At 35.0% G+C, this 17,219-nt stretch carries 18 protein-coding genes, 1 pseudogene and 1 other annotated feature; of the genes and pseudogenes, 10 read left to right on the top strand and 9 right to left on the bottom strand.

From position 1 onward, the window contains the following. The 3 genes and pseudogenes from ACFVQC_RS16130 to ACFVQC_RS16140 all read right to left on the bottom strand — a co-directional run. A pseudogene (locus tag ACFVQC_RS16130) lies at positions 1-596 on the bottom strand (hypothetical protein); the annotation flags it as partial. A gap of 194 nt (positions 597-790) precedes the next feature. After that, the gene (locus ACFVQC_RS16135; protein WP_377898690.1) at positions 791-1,573 is read right to left on the bottom strand and encodes a membrane protein insertase YidC; all 783 of its coding nucleotides are present in this window, start codon (positions 1,571-1,573) and stop codon (positions 791-793) included. 28 nt (positions 1,574-1,601) lie between these two features. Next, positions 1,602-1,886 (bottom strand): hypothetical protein, encoded by a 285-nt coding sequence (locus tag ACFVQC_RS16140; protein ID WP_215574111.1) that lies wholly within the window; start codon positions 1,884-1,886, stop codon positions 1,602-1,604. A gap of 275 nt (positions 1,887-2,161) precedes the next feature. Between ACFVQC_RS16140 and ACFVQC_RS16145 the strand changes: the two genes are divergently transcribed. Together ACFVQC_RS16145 and ACFVQC_RS16150 are read left to right on the top strand one after the other, a co-directional pair. After that, positions 2,162-3,055, top strand: a complete 894-nt coding sequence (locus tag ACFVQC_RS16145; protein ID WP_016096587.1) for a YitT family protein — start codon at positions 2,162-2,164, stop codon at positions 3,053-3,055. 341 nt (positions 3,056-3,396) lie between these two features. Beyond that, positions 3,397-3,783, top strand: coding sequence for a DUF3938 domain-containing protein (locus ACFVQC_RS16150; RefSeq protein ID WP_377898691.1), 387 nt, complete (start codon positions 3,397-3,399; stop codon positions 3,781-3,783). Positions 3,784-4,040: 257 nt separating this feature from the next. On the opposite strand, the gene ACFVQC_RS16155 is transcribed toward ACFVQC_RS16150, so the two are convergent. The 5 genes from ACFVQC_RS16155 to ACFVQC_RS16175 all read right to left on the bottom strand — a co-directional run bounded on the left by ACFVQC_RS16155 (position 4,041) and on the right by ACFVQC_RS16175 (position 7,135). Further along, positions 4,041-4,181: a DUF3985 family protein gene (locus tag ACFVQC_RS16155; RefSeq protein ID WP_087982923.1), complete on the bottom strand. Its 141-nt coding sequence runs from the start codon at positions 4,179-4,181 to the stop codon at positions 4,041-4,043. 96 nt (positions 4,182-4,277) lie between these two features. Continuing rightward, positions 4,278-5,330, bottom strand: coding sequence for a M50 family metallopeptidase (locus ACFVQC_RS16160; RefSeq protein ID WP_377898860.1), 1,053 nt, complete (start codon positions 5,328-5,330; stop codon positions 4,278-4,280). A 42-nt stretch (positions 5,331-5,372) separates the two neighbouring features. Then, positions 5,373-6,080 (bottom strand): DUF3169 family protein, encoded by a 708-nt coding sequence (locus ACFVQC_RS16165; RefSeq protein WP_033715981.1) that lies wholly within the window; start codon positions 6,078-6,080, stop codon positions 5,373-5,375. Continuing rightward, the gene (locus tag ACFVQC_RS16170; protein ID WP_002145012.1) at positions 6,070-6,291 is read right to left on the bottom strand and encodes a helix-turn-helix transcriptional regulator; all 222 of its coding nucleotides are present in this window, start codon (positions 6,289-6,291) and stop codon (positions 6,070-6,072) included. Before ACFVQC_RS16170 ends, ACFVQC_RS16165 begins: the two co-directional genes overlap by 11 nt. Positions 6,292-6,520: 229 nt before the next feature. Continuing rightward, on the bottom strand, positions 6,521-7,135 hold the full coding sequence (locus ACFVQC_RS16175) for a DedA family protein (RefSeq protein WP_000455364.1): 615 nt from the start codon (positions 7,133-7,135) through the stop codon (positions 6,521-6,523). A 414-nt stretch (positions 7,136-7,549) separates the two neighbouring features. Between ACFVQC_RS16175 and ACFVQC_RS16180 the strand changes: the two genes are divergently transcribed. The 6 genes from ACFVQC_RS16180 (at position 7,550) to ACFVQC_RS16205 (ending at position 12,164) form a co-directional block, all read left to right on the top strand. After that, on the top strand, positions 7,550-7,993 hold the full coding sequence (locus tag ACFVQC_RS16180; protein WP_377889754.1) for a DUF3978 family protein: 444 nt from the start codon (positions 7,550-7,552) through the stop codon (positions 7,991-7,993). Between the two features lie 30 nt (positions 7,994-8,023). Next, the gene (locus ACFVQC_RS16185; RefSeq protein WP_012261946.1) at positions 8,024-8,485 is read left to right on the top strand and encodes a L,D-transpeptidase; all 462 of its coding nucleotides are present in this window, start codon (positions 8,024-8,026) and stop codon (positions 8,483-8,485) included. A gap of 364 nt (positions 8,486-8,849) precedes the next feature. Continuing rightward, positions 8,850-9,515 carry a response regulator transcription factor gene (locus tag ACFVQC_RS16190; RefSeq protein ID WP_000148832.1) on the top strand — a complete coding sequence of 222 codons (666 nt, stop codon included), beginning with the start codon at positions 8,850-8,852 and terminating at the stop codon, positions 9,513-9,515. Next, entirely contained in the window at positions 9,493-10,932 is a 1,440-nt protein-coding gene (locus ACFVQC_RS16195) for a sensor histidine kinase (protein WP_341308046.1), read from the top strand. Before ACFVQC_RS16190 ends, ACFVQC_RS16195 begins: the two co-directional genes overlap by 23 nt. A gap of 138 nt (positions 10,933-11,070) precedes the next feature. Further along, the gene (locus tag ACFVQC_RS16200; RefSeq protein WP_377889758.1) at positions 11,071-11,973 is read left to right on the top strand and encodes an EamA family transporter; all 903 of its coding nucleotides are present in this window, start codon (positions 11,071-11,073) and stop codon (positions 11,971-11,973) included. 62 nt (positions 11,974-12,035) lie between these two features. Further along, a complete protein-coding gene (locus ACFVQC_RS16205; protein ID WP_269719584.1) occupies positions 12,036-12,164 on the top strand; it encodes a hypothetical protein in 129 nt (42 codons plus the stop codon). Positions 12,165-12,206: 42 nt separating this feature from the next. Here ACFVQC_RS16205 and metG read toward each other — a convergent pair whose 3' ends face one another. Beyond that, positions 12,207-13,841, bottom strand: a complete 1,635-nt coding sequence (gene metG / locus ACFVQC_RS16210; RefSeq protein WP_377889761.1) for a methionine--tRNA ligase — start codon at positions 13,839-13,841, stop codon at positions 12,207-12,209. Positions 13,842-13,891: 50 nt separating this feature from the next. Continuing rightward, positions 13,892-14,162 (bottom strand) — a binding site (T-box leader). Between the two features lie 114 nt (positions 14,163-14,276). Between metG and ACFVQC_RS16215 the strand changes: the two genes are divergently transcribed. After that, positions 14,277-15,095, top strand: coding sequence for a class I SAM-dependent methyltransferase (locus tag ACFVQC_RS16215; protein ID WP_377898692.1), 819 nt, complete (start codon positions 14,277-14,279; stop codon positions 15,093-15,095). 417 nt (positions 15,096-15,512) lie between these two features. Further along, positions 15,513-17,207, top strand: a complete 1,695-nt coding sequence (locus ACFVQC_RS16220) for a methyl-accepting chemotaxis protein (RefSeq protein WP_377898693.1) — start codon at positions 15,513-15,515, stop codon at positions 17,205-17,207. Positions 17,208-17,219: the final 12 nt, after the last annotated feature.

The following is a 17,219-nucleotide window of genomic DNA, read 5'->3' on the forward strand; positions in this document are numbered from 1 at the left end:
TCTTGCTCTAAAATCGACTTCGCTTTTTCCTTTGTTGCCTCATCTAACCCTGCAAACATATCCTTGTGCTTACCCTTCTCTGGGAATTTCACACCTAATTTTGTTAATTCCTCTTTTGCTTGCTCACGTGTTAGTTTCCCGGATTTTTCTTGCTCTAAAATCGACTTCGCTTTTTCCTTTGTTGCCTCATCTAACCCTGCAAACATATCCTTGTGCTTACCCTTCTCTGGGAATTTCACACCTAGTTTTGTCAATTCTTCTTTTGCTTGCTCACGTGTTAGTTTCCCGGATTTTTCTTGTTCTAGAATCGACTTCGCTTTTTCTTTTGTTGCCTCATCTAGATTCGCAAACATATCTTTACGTTTCTCTTTCTCTGGAAGCTTTACACCTAGTTCCTCTAATTGTTTCTTTGTATCATCCATAATCGTTTTTACTTTTTGTTTTGTAGCGGCATCTAAATCTTTTTTCGCCGTTTTTGTAGGTTGATCCGCTACTGGAGTATTCGTTGCCGCAAATGCTGGTACACCAATTCCTCCTATAATTCCAAATGATAAAGCACCTGCAATTGCTAAATACCCAACTGTTTTCTTCTTCATAGGAAATTTCCTCCTTCACATTTCTAAAGCATGTACACTTTCGTATACAATGCCTATAGTAATGTTGATTTCTTAAAATTTCCTTAACGAGTTAAATAAAATGGAACTTTAATTAGTGGGGGTGTGCATCCTACACTACTCGGATTGGGCTTTTACGGGACAAAAAAACACCGCTCATCACGAGCGGCGTTTATCTAAGCTTTTTGTAATTGTAATTCTTCACGTTCCATTATTTTTCTTAATACAATTGTTTGTGTCATTGTAAATAAATTACCTGTAATCCAATACAGCACAAGTCCTGACGGTGCCGCAATTCCCATAAACAAAATCATCGCTGGCATCATTATTTGCTGTATTTTCAACATTTGTACTTGCTCTCCAGGCGTTATATTTGATTGGAACACCTTCATTTGAATAAATGTTGTTAACGCTGCGATAATCGGTAATATATGATATGGATCTGCATGTCCTAGGTTCACCCATAAAAATGAAGATGTACGAATCTCTTCAGTTCGGCTAATCGCATAATACAAAGCAGAGAAAATCGGCATTTGTATAAAGATTGGCCAGCACCCAGCTAACGGATTCCAACCGCCTGATTTCATTAGTTCTGACATTTCTTTTTGATACTGCTTTTGTTTTTCAAGATCTTTACCCACATCACCGTGTTTCTTTTTCAGCTTCTGTAATTCAGGTTGCATTTTTTTCATTTTCATTTGACTACGATATTGCGAAACAGCTAATGGAATCAGTGCTGAACGAACAACAAGCGTAATGACAATGATCGCAATCCCAAAGCTTCCACCAGATATATGATGAGCAACAAATTGAATCATATACGATATTGGATATACGAAATAATGGTTCCAAATTCCCGTACTATGTGAATCTATCGTGCCTGCATTACTGCAACCAGATAAAACAAAAACAAGTAATAATGATAAACTAATGAGCGCAGCTCGGTTTGATTTTAACATGTTCATTCCTCCAATGTTTCGTAATTAATTAGCGAAACATTGGTGTATACGGGCCTACCTCGTCACTCTCTCCACTCGATTCTTGTCTGCGGACAGAGCGAATCATTCCATATTTATAAAAAATCGAGAAAAGCGGTACATTTCCGATACCCTCTTCACACTTATCAACTAGTTTAAAAGCTCTCTGTCTACCGCTTGATGCTTGCTGACGTACGAAACGAGAAACGTTAGCAAGAAAAAAGACTTCTAATACACAAAGTGCTGTCGTTACAAACGATATATACAGAAGTGCATCCTGCAATAAAAATTCCATCGCTTCACATCCTTAATAAAGTCATTTTAGCACATTCAACAAACATTCTCTATTTCCTTTTATTTTCAAAAATGAATTTTGCATATTTTCTCAAAAAATTATGCTAGAAAATCAATGTATTCGCTTTCTTTAGTATATTCACACGTATCTTTGAATAGGTTTAATTTTTTAGAAATTTATAAAATTTTTGCATTATAATAAAACTATTGCCAGTTTTTGAAAAAAGCTTTATTCTCTTCTTGTAATCAAAAATGAATATGGAGATGAAACATACTATGGGTCAACTAGGAGACGCCGATTACGTTCCCGACACCGCCTTTTTATCCTTCCCAGCAGCTAAAACATTTCACTTAGAATTTATCATACAGTTAGTTGTTATTTTTATAGCTTCTATTTTGTATGCAATTTCTATGAATATGTTTTTTATCCCGCATAATATGATTAGCGGTGGGTTCGCTGGTGTAGGGATGATTATCGGTTATTTAATGCACTACAATATCGGTGCACTTATCTTTTTACTAAACATTCCTCTTCTTATTTTAAGTCACTTTTACTTAGGCAAGAAGACAACCTTTTTAACAGCATACTTCGTAGCTGTATCATCTTTAGCGATGAACATTATCCCAGTACACCAAGTTTCAGACGATATTTTACTTTCTTCTGTATTCGGTGGTGTCATCTGCGGCGCGGCCTCAGGAATCATATTCCGATTTGCTTCTTCAACAGGTGGTTTTGATGTTGTTGGATTGATTGTAGCGAAACATCGCGATGTTTCAATTGGAGCAATCATCTTTGGATTCAACTTAATCTTACTTGTTGCAGCAGGATTTATTTTCGGATGGGATATTACGCTTTATACGTTAATTAGTCGGTTTGTGGTCAGCAAAGTAATTGATGCCGTGCATACAAAACATATTAAATTAACGATAATGACAATTACAGAAAAAGGTGAGGAAATAAAAAGCTCACTACTACATCACGGCATACGTGGCGTAACAATGGTAGATGCTGTCGGCGGCTATACAAACCATAAGAAAAAAATGATTTACACTGTCGTAACTCGCTATGAGTTAGGCGAAATGAAACGAATTATTCGCCAAGTAGACAATCGAGCATTTATGAATATTACTGAAACCGTTGAAATCGTTGGACGTTTCAAACGTATATAAAAAAGCGCAAGGAGCTACAGTTCCTTGCGTTTTTTATTTTTTACACTTATTACAAAATCAGATAATTCTATTAGTGTGGCAATAAATGTGTTATAATAAAAGTAGACTTACAAAAAAGAGTATATAGACTTGGAAGTTTCTCTTATTTATATAAGCAAAAAGAAACAAGAAGTCGTGTATATTTCAGACACCATACACGTAACGGCTTAAAAAAGCTGCTCATCTTAGTTATTCTTCACTGATCTTTTTATAAAAAGATTCGTACAACTAAAATTCACTTCAATATACTATACCTACCTTTTTGACTTCCAAATCATCTTATTACATAAGGAGATGAACATATGAATCAACATATACGATACACAATAGCTGTCCTGTTTGCCATTATCGGCGGCGTAATTTGCTTCTGGACAAACACTCAACTTGGAGAGAATATCATTTTTAATGGAATCGAAACACTTGTAAGCGCTTCAATTTTAGGCGGCTACATTTTCTTCCTCTTCAATCCAGAAGAAAATGCTCAAAAAACAATGTTATTAACAATGATCGGAATCGTTGGCGGATGTATTTCCTACTCAATGACAAACTATACATTACCACTTCAATTAAGCTCAGCTTTCTTCCACGGTCTTTGGACTTGGTTTATTGCATTCTGCCTAGCAGATGTATTCAACCTATTACAAGATCCTGAAGAAGAAAACAGTCGCCAAATCGAAAGTAACTCTTAAGCTGGAAGATATTCTTCCAGCTTTTTTGTTTGTTATTCTTTCCTGTTCATACCCCATCACCAAAATAAAAAGAAGTTACCCCCACGGCAACTTCTTTTCCACATACCCCATCCGGTACTCACCGGAATATATCAACGATTTTTAAAATATATCGATCGTTTCTCCACTTATATCAGCGATTTTTTCATTATATCAACGATTCGACACAGTATATCGATTTATCGACATCCTTCGATATCTCTAAAGCACAACATACCCTATCCCCCAAGCAACTTACTACCGAACTCCACGATTAAAAAGATAACTAAAAGAATCGCGAGTATTTTTAATGCTACGTATGCGACTTTAAAAATAGCATAAATAAGCAAGACTATCAAAATAATCGTTAAAATTTCCATATTTACTTCCTCCAAGCTTTGCTCTTCTTATCTCATTTTACTCGCCTCAGACTTTTTATGGAACGGCATAAGATGACATAGAAAAAAGAGGATACCTCACCCGTCGTAAGATACCCTCTCCTTTAGCCGCTCAAACCATTCTCTCTCTAATTGTAAATATCCGATTTCACTCTTCTCTGCACTCTTCAATTCTTTATCAGCTTTCTTCATATAAGTGCGAGCATCTTCTAGATCTCCCTCTAAATATTTAACAATTCCATGTGTACGGTAATACCCATGTAAATCCACTTTTGTAATTGCCTTTACATGTGCCTTTGCTTCTTGCAAGGAAAGACTTTCCTTCTGATAAAGAACTTTATATAAGAGATACCAACTATGAAAACTACTAACGAAGAATTTATTTTCCTTCGTTACCGGTAGTTGAACAATTTGTTCTATATATGGTATTGCTCTTGCCATTCCCTTTTGATCTGATCTAGCAAGGAAGACGAGCATCAGTCCGCTCATGCTCTCTCTTATTCCTTTATTCTCTTTTAATTTTTCCTCACTAAGTTCTATTAACCTCTCATCCCAATCTTTCGGTCTTTTATAACTAAATAACTCACTTGATACTTGAATCGTATATAAATGCTGCTTAGCTTTTTCATCATCTTTAATTAAAATGAGAAATTGCATGCCATCACTCAGAAACGTTCCTTTTATCGGCACGATTGTAGCTGCAAAAATCACAAAATGGAAAACGGAAAAATATAAAAGATATTGATAATAACTCACCATATATATGTAACCAAAAGTAATACCAAATAGTAAACTTGTAATCGGTCCACCTAAAGTCATCCACGCCCATTTTTTTGAAAGGTTCGGTGTCTCTATAGAAGGCGGTACTAGCATCGCCACGCCTCCAAAGTACTCCCATAATTTATTTTCTCGAATTCGTATTTTTCCTTTCTCATTTTGCACAGTAATAGGTCCTACTGTCATAAATTTAAAATTCAAACCACCTATTAAACCAAATACTACATGCCCTAACTCATGAATGGATAGCACTAATAAAAAAACTCCAAATAATGCCCATATATCCAACATTGTTTCTAATTTACCAGTTTGGATTACTCCGTATAAAATGGACAAAACTAACGCCGCCGTCATGGAACCAGCTGGCCTTCTTAAAATATCCACCTTTTTCTCCCCTTAATAAATCATTTTTCTCTGCATTTCGTACATGAATTTTCCGAGATGCAATATCCAAATAAATGAGATTAAACCAATTAATACAAAATCGATATCACTAGCCGCTGTATATATAACAGCACCCCACCATACATATGCCAGTACTGTATTCGTAAACTCATACGCTTTATATCCAGCCTCATGCACAATGTGCTTTAACCCTTCATCTACGTTTTTCGTCCACATTTTCATTGATTCCATATATGTTACACCTTGTTCAGGATATAGCTTATTATAACGATTTTTTGTTATGATCCCGATAATTACTACAATAGTTAAACAGGCAATAGAAGCTACTAAATTCCACACTGCAAATGAAACATTTATATCCTGCAACAGTGCACGTCTACATGTAATAACTGCATATACAAACCATGCCTGCGTAACTATATCACCTACACGTAAATATATACTTATAATGCCTAATTTTCTGCCTTGTACGCTCTCTTCTTCATCACGCGCTTCCGCTAACATACGTGTATTCTTCCAAGTGTAATACATCATTACGATTCCAAAAATAGTACATACACCTATTAATATATTGGGTGATAATTTTCTCGGTTCATCCGAGAGTAAATCTAAAGCTATATAAGATGTTAAAAAGCCACCCATCATACTTAATGCTATTTTCCCCACAAAATCAAATTGTTTTTTTATTTTACTCTTCATCGTCCTCTTCCCCCTCCACTAACGTAAATATTTCCTCCACCGGTACATTGAAAATGTGTGCGATTTTTAACGACAATACAATAGATGGTGCATAATCCCCGCGTTCAATTAAACTAATGGTTTGCCGTGATGAGCCAATCGCTTTCCCTAAATCCCCTTGTGATAAACGATGCTTTGCTCGAAATTCCCTCACTCGATTTTGAAGCTTCATGTCTTCCCTCTTTTTCATTTATTTAATTAAAATTGTAAATAATATCCTTATCTTTGTCAATTATAATTGTCATTTTGACGTTAATAATTGTCAGGTAATCTATATAATAAATATGGAATATTAAGCATATGAGAAGACAATAGCTTATTAACATAGATTGGAACATAAAATAAAAAAGGCAGTGCTTTTGCACTGCCTCCCTAATTTCTGACATAGAATGGATTCCATATTAACTTGCGTTTTGTAACAGTACTCGTTTTAACTGTTTGCGGAAACGAATGCCTAATGTAATTGCTACAATAACAATAACTCCAAAGATGATTTTACCGATATGACCTTCTAGCACCCCAAAAATATCATGTAAGTTTCCTCCTAACCAATAACCACCGATTAAGAAGAATGATACCCAAAATAAAGCACCTGAATAAATTGTAATCGCAAAACGGCGAAACGGTAAGTTAATGATACCTGCAAAGTATCCTGTAAAATGACGTACACCAGGAATGAAGAAACCAATAAAGATAAGGAAATATCCATACTTATCGAACCACATTCTAGTTAAATCAATTTTTCTTTGTGTTAAAAATACGTACTTCCCGTACTTTTGAACAAAAGGCATACCAAGCTTATTCCCTAAAAAGTATTGAATCGTCATTCCTACACTTGTCCCAATAAAGGATAGGATAATTAAAATAGGTAAACTTAAATCACCCTTCTGTGCTAAAAATCCCGCATATGCTAACGTTGGCTCTCCCGGAAACGGAAGTGCAATATATTCTAACAGCAAACCTACAAGTACTACATAATACCCGTATTGCTGAAATAATTCATGAACCCATTCCATGTCATCTCCCCTTTCATCCGCGTACAACTTGTTACTATTATTGTATAAAAAAATTGTCGAAATAACTATCACAATAGCTTACATTTTTATTACATTTTTGTAAGGCTCACACTAAAGTTTTCTGTTCTTTATTTGCTTATACCCATTATCATTTTAAAATGAGCTAACAACTATATACCGTACGGAATATAGCCATTAATATACATTTTTTATCCAGTTTTTAACACTTGGAAATCACCTTATTTTGTTCTCTATAAAAAACCATAACAAACTCATATGAACTTCATATTAGCTTCATATACGTATTGTAAGATTATATCGGAATTTGTTGAAAAATTTAGCTAATATATGACTAAACATTAAATTGAATAAATATAAGTCGCTTTTCGAAATTGAAAAAAGGGTGAATAAGAAATGGAAGCTTATAAAATGCACGATTTTATTAATACGAATGTTGAATCTCATCAAAATGAAACCGTTTTTAATTTACAAATATGTGAAACAAATGAATTTGACGTAAGTTTAACAAAATCTACAACGCTGTCTTTTATCGTTTCAAAAAAGAACATTAAGATCGTCACGAGAAAATGGGTTAATTCAAATCAAGAAAGCATGATTGGCAAAAGCTACATCATTCCAACGAAAGCTTTTCACTATTTCTTACCGATTATTTCTGAAACTGAAGATGAACTAAAGATTCAAGTTCAAAGTTTTGGACTACATGGTGAGCTTTTATTAAATGAAAGATTACTTATTGATAAAAACAACAAATGCAATACAAAGATTACTACCTTCTTTGAAACATTAGATGAAAATGTCAATCAAGCATTACGAGGATTACAAATTCATTGTATGTAAGACTACTACAATAAGTAAAAGGAGAATATAATGAAAAAACTATTATTAAGTGCGCTATTATCATTAGGATTTTTAACTCTTCCATTCACTACTGCAGAAGCAGCTACGACGAAAGATCAGCTTATCGTAAACACACAAATAAATAAAATGGATTATTATCAAGATGGAAAATTCATAAAAAGTTTCACTGTCGCTACTGGAAAAGCAGCAACACCAACACCTAAGGGTACTTTTCAAATCGTAAATAAAATTAAAAACCGTCCTTACTATACAGGGAAAATTAAAGGCGGCGATCCACGTAATCCACTTGGGGACCGCTGGCTCGGATTAAATATGGCAGGAACTTACGGAACAACGTATGCGATTCATGGAACTAACAATAATCAAGCAATCGGGAAAGCAACAACACTTGGTTGTATTCGTATGTTTAACAATGATATTCACTGGTTATTTGAGCGCGTTCAGCAGCAAGCTACTGTCACTGTAAATTAGCCTAAGAACAAGATTTACGTGTAGCCAAGAATTTTATGTCTTGGCTTATTTTATTTATTCATTTACAGTAGCAAAACAACTGTATTTACATATATAATAAAAATAGATTGCATTCAACATCATCGTAACATTGATAAACATGGATATTAAAATTATACAGTTATAATATTTTATAAATTTTACAATACATACTATAATAGAACTACTGTAATTCTGAACTATTCAGTGACACTAAACAATCCCCCTTGCTACTTTCATTACTATTTTATAGCGGGGGCTTATTATATGTATAAACAATCTGAGTCATCCAAAAAATGATGAATTCGAATATTGCAGTAAAAAGCGTTATTTAGGAGGTGTTACTATGACGCATATACTGGTGATTGAAGACAACCCAGATATACAAGAACTTATTCGTGAATTTCTAATGGCACAAAACTTTACTGTTGATGTAGTTGGTGCTGGAACAGAAGGCATTCTTCTTTTCCAAAAAAATTCATACGATCTTGTCCTCCTCGATGTAATGTTACCAGATATAGATGGCTATAGTATTTGTAAAATTATGCGAGGACAATCTGATGTACCAATCATTATGTTAACAGGCTTACATAATGAAGAAAGTGAAATTAAAGGATTTGAGTTAGGTATTGATGACTATATTACAAAACCGTTCCATTACACCGTATTTATAAAACGTGTAGAAGCTGTATTAAGAAGGGCAGCAACGAAGGAAGCAGAAGCTGCAACTATACTACAATTCCATGAATTGATGTTAAATTCTACAGCATATGCCGCTTATGTTCATGGTAATCAAATTGAATTGACTACAAAAGAATTTGAAATTATATATACTTTACTGCAAAATCGGGGAAAAGTACTATCAAGAAGTGATTTGTTAAATAAGGTATGGGGCTATGAACATTATGGTGATGTGAGAGTTATAGATACACATATTAAAAACTTACGAAAAAAATTAGAAATTCCTTATATTAAAACGGTGAAAGGCATTGGCTACAAAATCGAATCGTAGCAAAGACAACATCACCAAAAATATATTCATCAAAACCTTATTATTTTGTATTCTGTTATCACTTTGTCTTTATCAAATTATTTATTTTCTAGCCTCAAATTACGATAAAGATCGTTTGAAAGCTTCTGGAACGCAAACTGCGGAACAAGCGGAATCAGACAAACAAAACGACCAAAGTAAAACAAAGCAAAATAAAGCTGTGTCAGAGAGTAGCATCTCTAATTTTCAATCTTCTCAAATAGACATGAAAACACTCTCTACAGCCATCAATCATCTTTTGCAGCCTAGCCAAACTGCAAAAGCAAAAGAACATGCACAAAATATTCCGGGGAAAAGTAACACAACGTCTTCACTTACAGAAGCGGAAAAGCAAGTTACTAACAATGATGCCTTACATACACAAAATGCAGCAAGTAAAGCAAATGATACACATGATAATCCAAAGTTAACAGATGTGTTGCAGCAGTTAGCTCCACATATTGGGGCGACAATGCTTGCATTATCTCTGCTTGGATCTTTAATCTACGCAAAAATAATCGCCAAACCTTTCCGATATATGAGCGATGCTTTAAAAGATATTATGAATCTTGATTTCTCAGATAAAAAAGCACTGAACAAAAATACAGATCAAACAGATTTTAATTTGCAAGTAGCTGCCTCACAAGTACCTACTATTGTGAAAAATTTACATGAAAGCAATCAAGATTTAAGAAATGAACTCAAGAAGGAACAACAGTTAGAACAATCTCGTAAAGAATTTATGTCTATGATATCCCATGAATTAAAAACACCAATCGCAGCCGTTATGGGACAACTCGATGGCATGATTCACGGAATTGGCGCTTATAAAGATAGAGATAAATATTTAAAACGTTCATATGAGATGATGCAAGATATTAACATATTAACGGAAAAAGTGTCAGAATTATCCAAAATACAAAACCCTCAATTTAAACCAAATTTAAAAGTTATCTCATTAACTAATATTATTGAGGACGTTATAAAGAAAGTAGATTATTTTGTATCTGTAAAACAATTAAATGTTCAATCTAACATTAAACAAGATGTACAAATTTTAGCTGATCCTAAATTTATGCAAACTGCTATTTTTAACATTATTTCAAATGCAATTCATTATACAATTGACCATCAGCATGTATATATAAAACTTTATGAAAAGCCAAACGGTTACGCATTAGAAGTATTAAATACAGGTTCTCAAATTGATGAAGATAAACTTGCCCATTTATTTGAACCATTCTATCGCGCAAATCCTGACAAACACGGCTTAGTACAAGGTAGTGGTCTTGGGTTATATATTGTAAAACAAATATTAGATAAACATCAGTTTCCTTATGGAATACAAAACACACCTCAAGGTGTAAAATGCTCCATTGTATTCCCAAAAGCAATGTAAAACCTACTCTAATTTCATACCCCAAATTCATACTTCGTATGAATGGCGGAATTTTGTAGAGTATCTTACTCTGTTTCGTTCGCCCGTTATCCTTATTTGGATAGCGGGCGTTTTTTATTATTTAAAAGGAGGATTTTTATGGAGAAGTTTAAGTATTCACTACTCGTTTTACTCGGTGCTTGTAGCTACGGCGTACTTTCAACTATTTTCAAACTCGGATTTATTGACGGATTTTCAGCACACCAACTATTAGGCGGACAATATGTCTTCGGATGGATTGGACTACTTTTACTCGTTCTGTTCTTTTCACGTCATAAAGTATCAAAAAAACAATTCTTTTCGTTACTAACAGTCGGCACAACAATGAGTATGACGGGTATTTTCTATGCTATTTCTGTAGAAGAACTGCCAGCTTCTATCGCTGTCGTTTTACTCTTTCAGTTCACTTGGATTGGTGTAGTCATCGAAGCGATTGCCAACCGAACATTCCCAAGCCGTGAGAAAGTTATATCTATTATTATTTTATTTACTGGTACATTGTTTGCTGGTGGAGTATTTGAAGGTCTTGGACAAAACTTTTCTACGAAAGGTATTATCTTCGGACTATTAGCTGCCGTCTCTTTCTCATTCTATGTATTTGTAAGCGGGCGCGTTGCTACAGATGTTCCGCCTTATACGAAAAGCTTTCTTATGACAACGAGTGCTACTCTTATTGTATGCTTATTTTTCCCGCCTACCTTTTTAACAGATGGTACCTTACAAGCAGGCCTATGGAAATATGCTTTCTTTCTTGGACTGTTCGGGGTTATTATACCTGTCATTTGTTTTTCGATTGGGGTACCAAAAGTCGGAACAGGACTTGGTACAATATTAGGTGCAGCTGAATTACCAACAGCAATTATCGCTTCTATTACACTTGTTCATGAAGTTGTATCGCTAATGCAGTGGATTGGGATTGTAGTTATATTACTCGGTATTTTCACACCACAACTACTTACTGCTAGGAAAGAAAAAAAACAGCATACGATGCATAGTGCGTGAACAATACGTTACTTGTAAGAAAATACAAATAACGTTACTATACGGTATATACGCAAGGGGCAGTGAAAACTCCTTTAGTAGAGTACTTTAACGATACATTTAAAATAACATATGCTATTGCGGCTATTATTCTCGTAATCCTTGCTGTGCTTTTCTTTTTGAAAGATAAGAAAGAAGGTTATACAGCATAACAAAAGACCTTTCATTTATTTGAAAGGTCTTTTCCTTATATTTCACTTTACCGCTCCATATAATTTCTCTACCTCATGTTCAATTTGTTTTACATCGATTCGCTCAAATAATGGCTGCACATTATCAATTCGGTTTGGCAACGTATTTTGAGGTTCCCAATTTACTTTAACACTCGATAATGTATTTCTAACTCTTTCACTTGAAAACGGTAAAAATGGTTCAAGCAGTTGTGCAAAGTTTGCTATCAGGTAAACACAATTACAAATTGTTTCCTCACATGAAACTGGGTCCTCTTCTCTTTGTTTCCAAGGTTGCTTTTCGTCAAAGTATTTATTTGCAAAGCGAACTGTATCAAATATTGTTTCTAGTGCCACCTTAAATTTAGTTTGTTCAATCGCCTCTCCTACACTTGCATATAATCCTTCTACCTTATCTCTCAGCTCTATATTAATATTTGCTTTTGGCACAATGCCATCATAATACTTTTCAATGAACTTCAACGTCCGATTCACAAAGTTCCCGTATGCGCCTAATAGTTCACTATTATGACTGTAAATGAATTCACGCCATGAAAAATCAGTATCACGATTTTCTGGTGCATTTACTGTTAAAAAGTAACGAATAGAATCTGGATTATAGCGTTCCAATATATCAGGTACCCATACTGCCCAGTTTTTACTTGTCGATAACTTTCTTTTTTCTACTGTTAAATACTCATTCGAAACGATATGACGCGGGATCGCTTCTTCTCCTATTCCAAGTAATACCGCTGGCCAAATGATTGAATGAAACGGGATATTATCCTTACCATGTACATAATATGTTTTCGCATCTCTATCCCAAAACTCTTGATCAGCTTTCTCTGTTTCTTCAGCCCAGTTTTTACTCGCTGAATAATATCCTGTCACCGCTTCAATCCATACGTAAATTTTCTTATCTTCATATCCTTCCACCGGAATTGGTACCCCAATTGGTAAATCACGTGATACTGCCCTATCTTGTAATCCTTCCTTTAAATATCTCTCTGTTAATTGAATTGCATTGTCGCGCCATGTTCCTTTCTGCTTTGCAATTTCTACAGCCGCTTTAATTTGTTGTTGAAATTTATGCAATGCAAAATAGAAATGCTCTGTTTCCTGTACTGATGGCGTACTACCGCACAACTTACATTTCTTTTCTAACAAATCGAGTGGATCTAAAATAGCGGAACAAGCATCACATTGATCGCCCCTCGCTGCTTCATGGCAATGCGGACAAATACCTTCTACATATCGATCCGGTAAAAATTGCGTACACGTTTCGCAATAAGCCTGTTCAACGACTTTTTTATAAATATAACCTTCTTCTAATAGACGTAAAAAGACTTTTTGCACAGTTTCATGATGATGCTCACTATCTGTACGTGTATAGTAATCATACGTAAAACCAAGATTATGAAAACATCGCTCGAATTCTTCATGATATTGATCAGCTATTTTCTTTACTGTAACCCCTTCTTGTTTCGCTCTAATTGCAATCGGTGTTCCATTACAATCACTTCCTGAAACATACAAAACATTTTCACCTTTAGCCCGATAATAACGCGCTAAAATATCTCCTGGTAACAAACTAGCAATATGTCCAAGATGTAACGAACCGTTTGCATACGGCCAAGCGCCTCCAATAAAAATACTCATCTTATATTCCTCCTTTAAAATATAAAAAGCCCCACCCCTATCTTAAAAAAGATAAGGGCGGGGCTGGATAAACAGTCGCGATACCACCTTATTTCGTCAGTCATTCACATAACTAACCTTAACAAGTACGGAGCTATATGCTCTTATACTGTGGTTTTGATAACGAGAACCAACTCTCGTCGCCGCCTACTATTATCATTTGATAAGTTCAGGACGAAGCTCAAAGGCCATTGTTCAAATGAATATTCTTGCTTCTTCTCAGCTACCGAAGCTCTCTGGAAAGAATGGTTCCATTCTACTTTTCCTTTTCAACGCTTTTATGTATAACACATATTTTACGACTTAATAACAGAAAAATCAAACTTTTATTCAAAAAAAACAGGAAATCCTATTCACTCACCGAATAACTATACGTTCACAAAAGGAGTGATAACATTGAATCAAAAGCAACTAAGTGCGATTAATGAAAAAAGCTGGAACGCAGCTGCTTATGAAGCTTGGACAAATCGCCACGGGGCGCCAGAGGATTATGCGAAAAAGCTCATGGAAGATCCCGTGCGCGAGGTAGATCATTATTTACCCTACATACAATCTCCAAAAGGAAAGCGTATTATTAATTTACTCGGATCAAAAGGCAACAAAGCAGTTGCTCTTGCTCTTTTAGGAGCCGATGTAACAGTTATAGACATTTCAGCAAGTAATGCTAAATATGCAAATGAACTAGCAGAAGCTGCTGGCGTCTCTATTCAATATATCGTTTCCGATGTACTAGATTTAAATCTATCTCAATCATTTGATATCGTGTTACTGGAACTTGGCGTGCTCCATTACTTTTTAGACTTAAAGCCACTCTTTTATATAATCTCTCACTTACTAAAACAAGATGGGACATTTATACTGCGTGACTATCATCCTGTTTATACAAAATTATTAGGAGTAGATCATCCAGCATTTCGAGCGAATGGCAATTATTTTGATGAGGAACTTATTGAAGATGACGTAGCTTATAGTGCTCTCCTTACTGAATCACAGAAATACACTTTACCGAGAACAAAAATTAGGCGCTGGACACTAGGAGAAGTTATTACAGCAATGGCAGAAACAAATTTCAAAGTTGAAAAATTGATTGAAGAACACGGATCTCATCAAAGGTGGGTCTTCCCTTCTACTTCACCCGAAGGAATTGAAGAACGTATACCCGGTCTATATACATTAATTGCGACAACATGCAAAAAAGGATCCCTTCACGGATAGGATCCTTTTTTTGCATGCTTACGCATATAAGTTGAGGTTGGAGATTACCATAATTCTGTAGAATAGGACACAAGATATTTCAACATTCGTCTCTGACTTACGTCGTCAAAAAGGGGTATGACCAACATAACGAAGAGTAATGTTCAGTTGATAGTGATAATCGTTATCAACTGATTAGAAGTATACAGGATGTCATTTCAAATTACAATAGCCTTTCTAGTTTTTATTTATGAATTTTTTGATATACAAATGTATACATTTTAAGAACTTTTACTCATATCAATTTGCCTTCTTCCATTATCTGCTATAATTTTCATTGAACAGATTAATAACTTCGTAATAATGGATTTATTAATTCTGTCCCTAATATCCATAAATCAAAATAAATAGTTCTTTTAAAAAAAGGTAGGGGTAACGATGAAATATATTAGTATTCGAAAAAAACTACTCTTCACACTCTTAAGCATTTGTTCCTTATTTAGCATTGCTCTCATTATTATTCTTACATTCGCTATGAACCAAGCAAGTGAAGTTGAAACATTAAAAAACGATGTATCGAAAAGAGCAACCATTTTAAAAGAACGCGGTGATTGGTTCCAAGCGCAAGTTGCTGGCTTACAAGAATATTTACTATCACACGATCAAAAAGGATTAGATAAATTCAACCGGGAAGGAAAGAAATTAGCTGATACAAGAGAAAAAGTAACAAGTGATAAAAAACTCCCTGAAGGAATGAAAGAGGCCATTTTAATGGGTGCGAAATGGCGAAGCGTCATAGATAATAAGGTTCTCCCCCTTGCGCGTGAAGGAAAATGGGACGAAGCATCCAAAATTGCTTTGGCTCAAACAGATTACGTAAATGACCTTTTAAGTCGTTTTACTAAATACGCAAATGAAGAAAATGAAAAACGTGACACATTAATTGCTGATGTTCAATCTTCATCATCTCTTATCCAATATATTATTTTCTTCTCACTCATTATATGCACATTAACTTCTATTTTATTAGCATGGTGGTTCTCTGGTAAACTCGTTAAACCTATTCGACAAATTGATGCGAAATTAAAAGAATTAGCTTCTCAAGATGGAGATTTGACCGCGAGATTGAATGTAACTAGTAAAGATGAGATCGGTGATATTGCATATTCCTTTAATCAAATGCTCGCTAACTTACAACGTATTATAAAGCAAGTTCAACAAACATCAACAAGTGTAAAAGAAGCTTCAGAAAATATGTTCATCGAAACAACTGCATCTATGGACACTACCACACAAATCCAAGAGACTATGAATGCTCTTGATCATAATATTCGTTCACAAGTATCTAGCATCGAAGAAAGCTCTACTGCAATGGATGATATGGCAACGAGTGTTCAACGTATTGCAGAATCTGCCTCTTCTGTTGCTGGTTTAGCTGTTACAACTTCTGAAAAAGCAGATGATGGAAATAAAGTCATTGAGAAATCTATTACACAAATGCATACAATTAACGAAGCTGTTAACGCTACATCACAAGTGGTAGAGCGACTCATTACACATACAAATCATATTGATACTGCACTTCAATCTATTTCTAATATTGCCGAGCAGACGAATTTGCTCGCTTTAAATGCTTCTATTGAAGCGGCCCGTGCTGGTGAACATGGAAAAGGATTCGCTGTTGTTGCCGATGAAGTTCGTAAACTTGCGGAACAATCTAAACTAGCCGCAACCGACATTAACCATTTACTTCACCAAATTCAAGCAGATACGAAAATAGCCAATGAAATGATGACACAAGGACAATCAGAAGCTTCACAAGGAATCACAATCATTCGTACGGCTGGCTCTTCATTCTCAGCAATTGTTAACCACGTTAATAAAGTCTCTGCACAGATGCAAGAAATGTCTGCAACTGCTGAAGAAATGGCCGCAAGTTCTGAGGAAATGAATGCAGCTTTAAATACTATCGCTTCTATTTCAAACGAAGTTGCCGCTGAAACATCACAGACAGCACATTCAGCTGGTGGCCAAGTAAATGTAATGAAAGACATTGCTACAAAGTCATCAGAAATGAAAACTGCAGTACAAGAACTCGAAGTTCTCGTTTCTCATTTCAAAACAAATGCATAATAGTAAAAAAGA

Source organism: Bacillus sp. NPDC057893 (assembly GCF_042796455.1).
Classification (GTDB): Bacteria; Bacillota; Bacilli; order Bacillales; family Bacillaceae_G; genus Bacillus_A.

What these genes read in the sequence shown, in the direction of transcription:
- ACFVQC_RS16220 (WP_377898693.1), top strand. Translation starts at nt 15,513, where the DNA reads ATGAAATATATTAGTATTCGAAAAAAACTACTCTTCACACTCTTAAGC.
- ACFVQC_RS16135 (WP_377898690.1), bottom strand. Translation starts at nt 1,573, where the DNA reads ATGTTAAAATCAAACCGAGCTGCGCTCATTAGTTTATCATTATTACTT.
- ACFVQC_RS16185 (WP_012261946.1), top strand. Translation starts at nt 8,024, where the DNA reads ATGAAAAAACTATTATTAAGTGCGCTATTATCATTAGGATTTTTAACT.
- ACFVQC_RS16155 (WP_087982923.1), bottom strand. Translation starts at nt 4,181, where the DNA reads ATGGAAATTTTAACGATTATTTTGATAGTCTTGCTTATTTATGCTATT.
- ACFVQC_RS16170 (WP_002145012.1), bottom strand. Translation starts at nt 6,291, where the DNA reads ATGAAGCTTCAAAATCGAGTGAGGGAATTTCGAGCAAAGCATCGTTTA.
- ACFVQC_RS16190 (WP_000148832.1), top strand. Translation starts at nt 8,850, where the DNA reads ATGACGCATATACTGGTGATTGAAGACAACCCAGATATACAAGAACTT.
- ACFVQC_RS16140 (WP_215574111.1), bottom strand. Translation starts at nt 1,886, where the DNA reads ATGGAATTTTTATTGCAGGATGCACTTCTGTATATATCGTTTGTAACG.
- ACFVQC_RS16160 (WP_377898860.1), bottom strand. Translation starts at nt 5,330, where the DNA reads ATGACGGCGGCGTTAGTTTTGTCCATTTTATACGGAGTAATCCAAACT.
- ACFVQC_RS16150 (WP_377898691.1), top strand. Translation starts at nt 3,397, where the DNA reads ATGAATCAACATATACGATACACAATAGCTGTCCTGTTTGCCATTATC.
- ACFVQC_RS16145 (WP_016096587.1), top strand. Translation starts at nt 2,162, where the DNA reads ATGGGTCAACTAGGAGACGCCGATTACGTTCCCGACACCGCCTTTTTA.
- ACFVQC_RS16165 (WP_033715981.1), bottom strand. Translation starts at nt 6,080, where the DNA reads ATGAAGAGTAAAATAAAAAAACAATTTGATTTTGTGGGGAAAATAGCA.
- ACFVQC_RS16175 (WP_000455364.1), bottom strand. Translation starts at nt 7,135, where the DNA reads ATGGAATGGGTTCATGAATTATTTCAGCAATACGGGTATTATGTAGTA.
- metG (WP_377889761.1), bottom strand. Translation starts at nt 13,841, where the DNA reads ATGAGTATTTTTATTGGAGGCGCTTGGCCGTATGCAAACGGTTCGTTA.
- ACFVQC_RS16200 (WP_377889758.1), top strand. Translation starts at nt 11,071, where the DNA reads ATGGAGAAGTTTAAGTATTCACTACTCGTTTTACTCGGTGCTTGTAGC.
- ACFVQC_RS16180 (WP_377889754.1), top strand. Translation starts at nt 7,550, where the DNA reads ATGGAAGCTTATAAAATGCACGATTTTATTAATACGAATGTTGAATCT.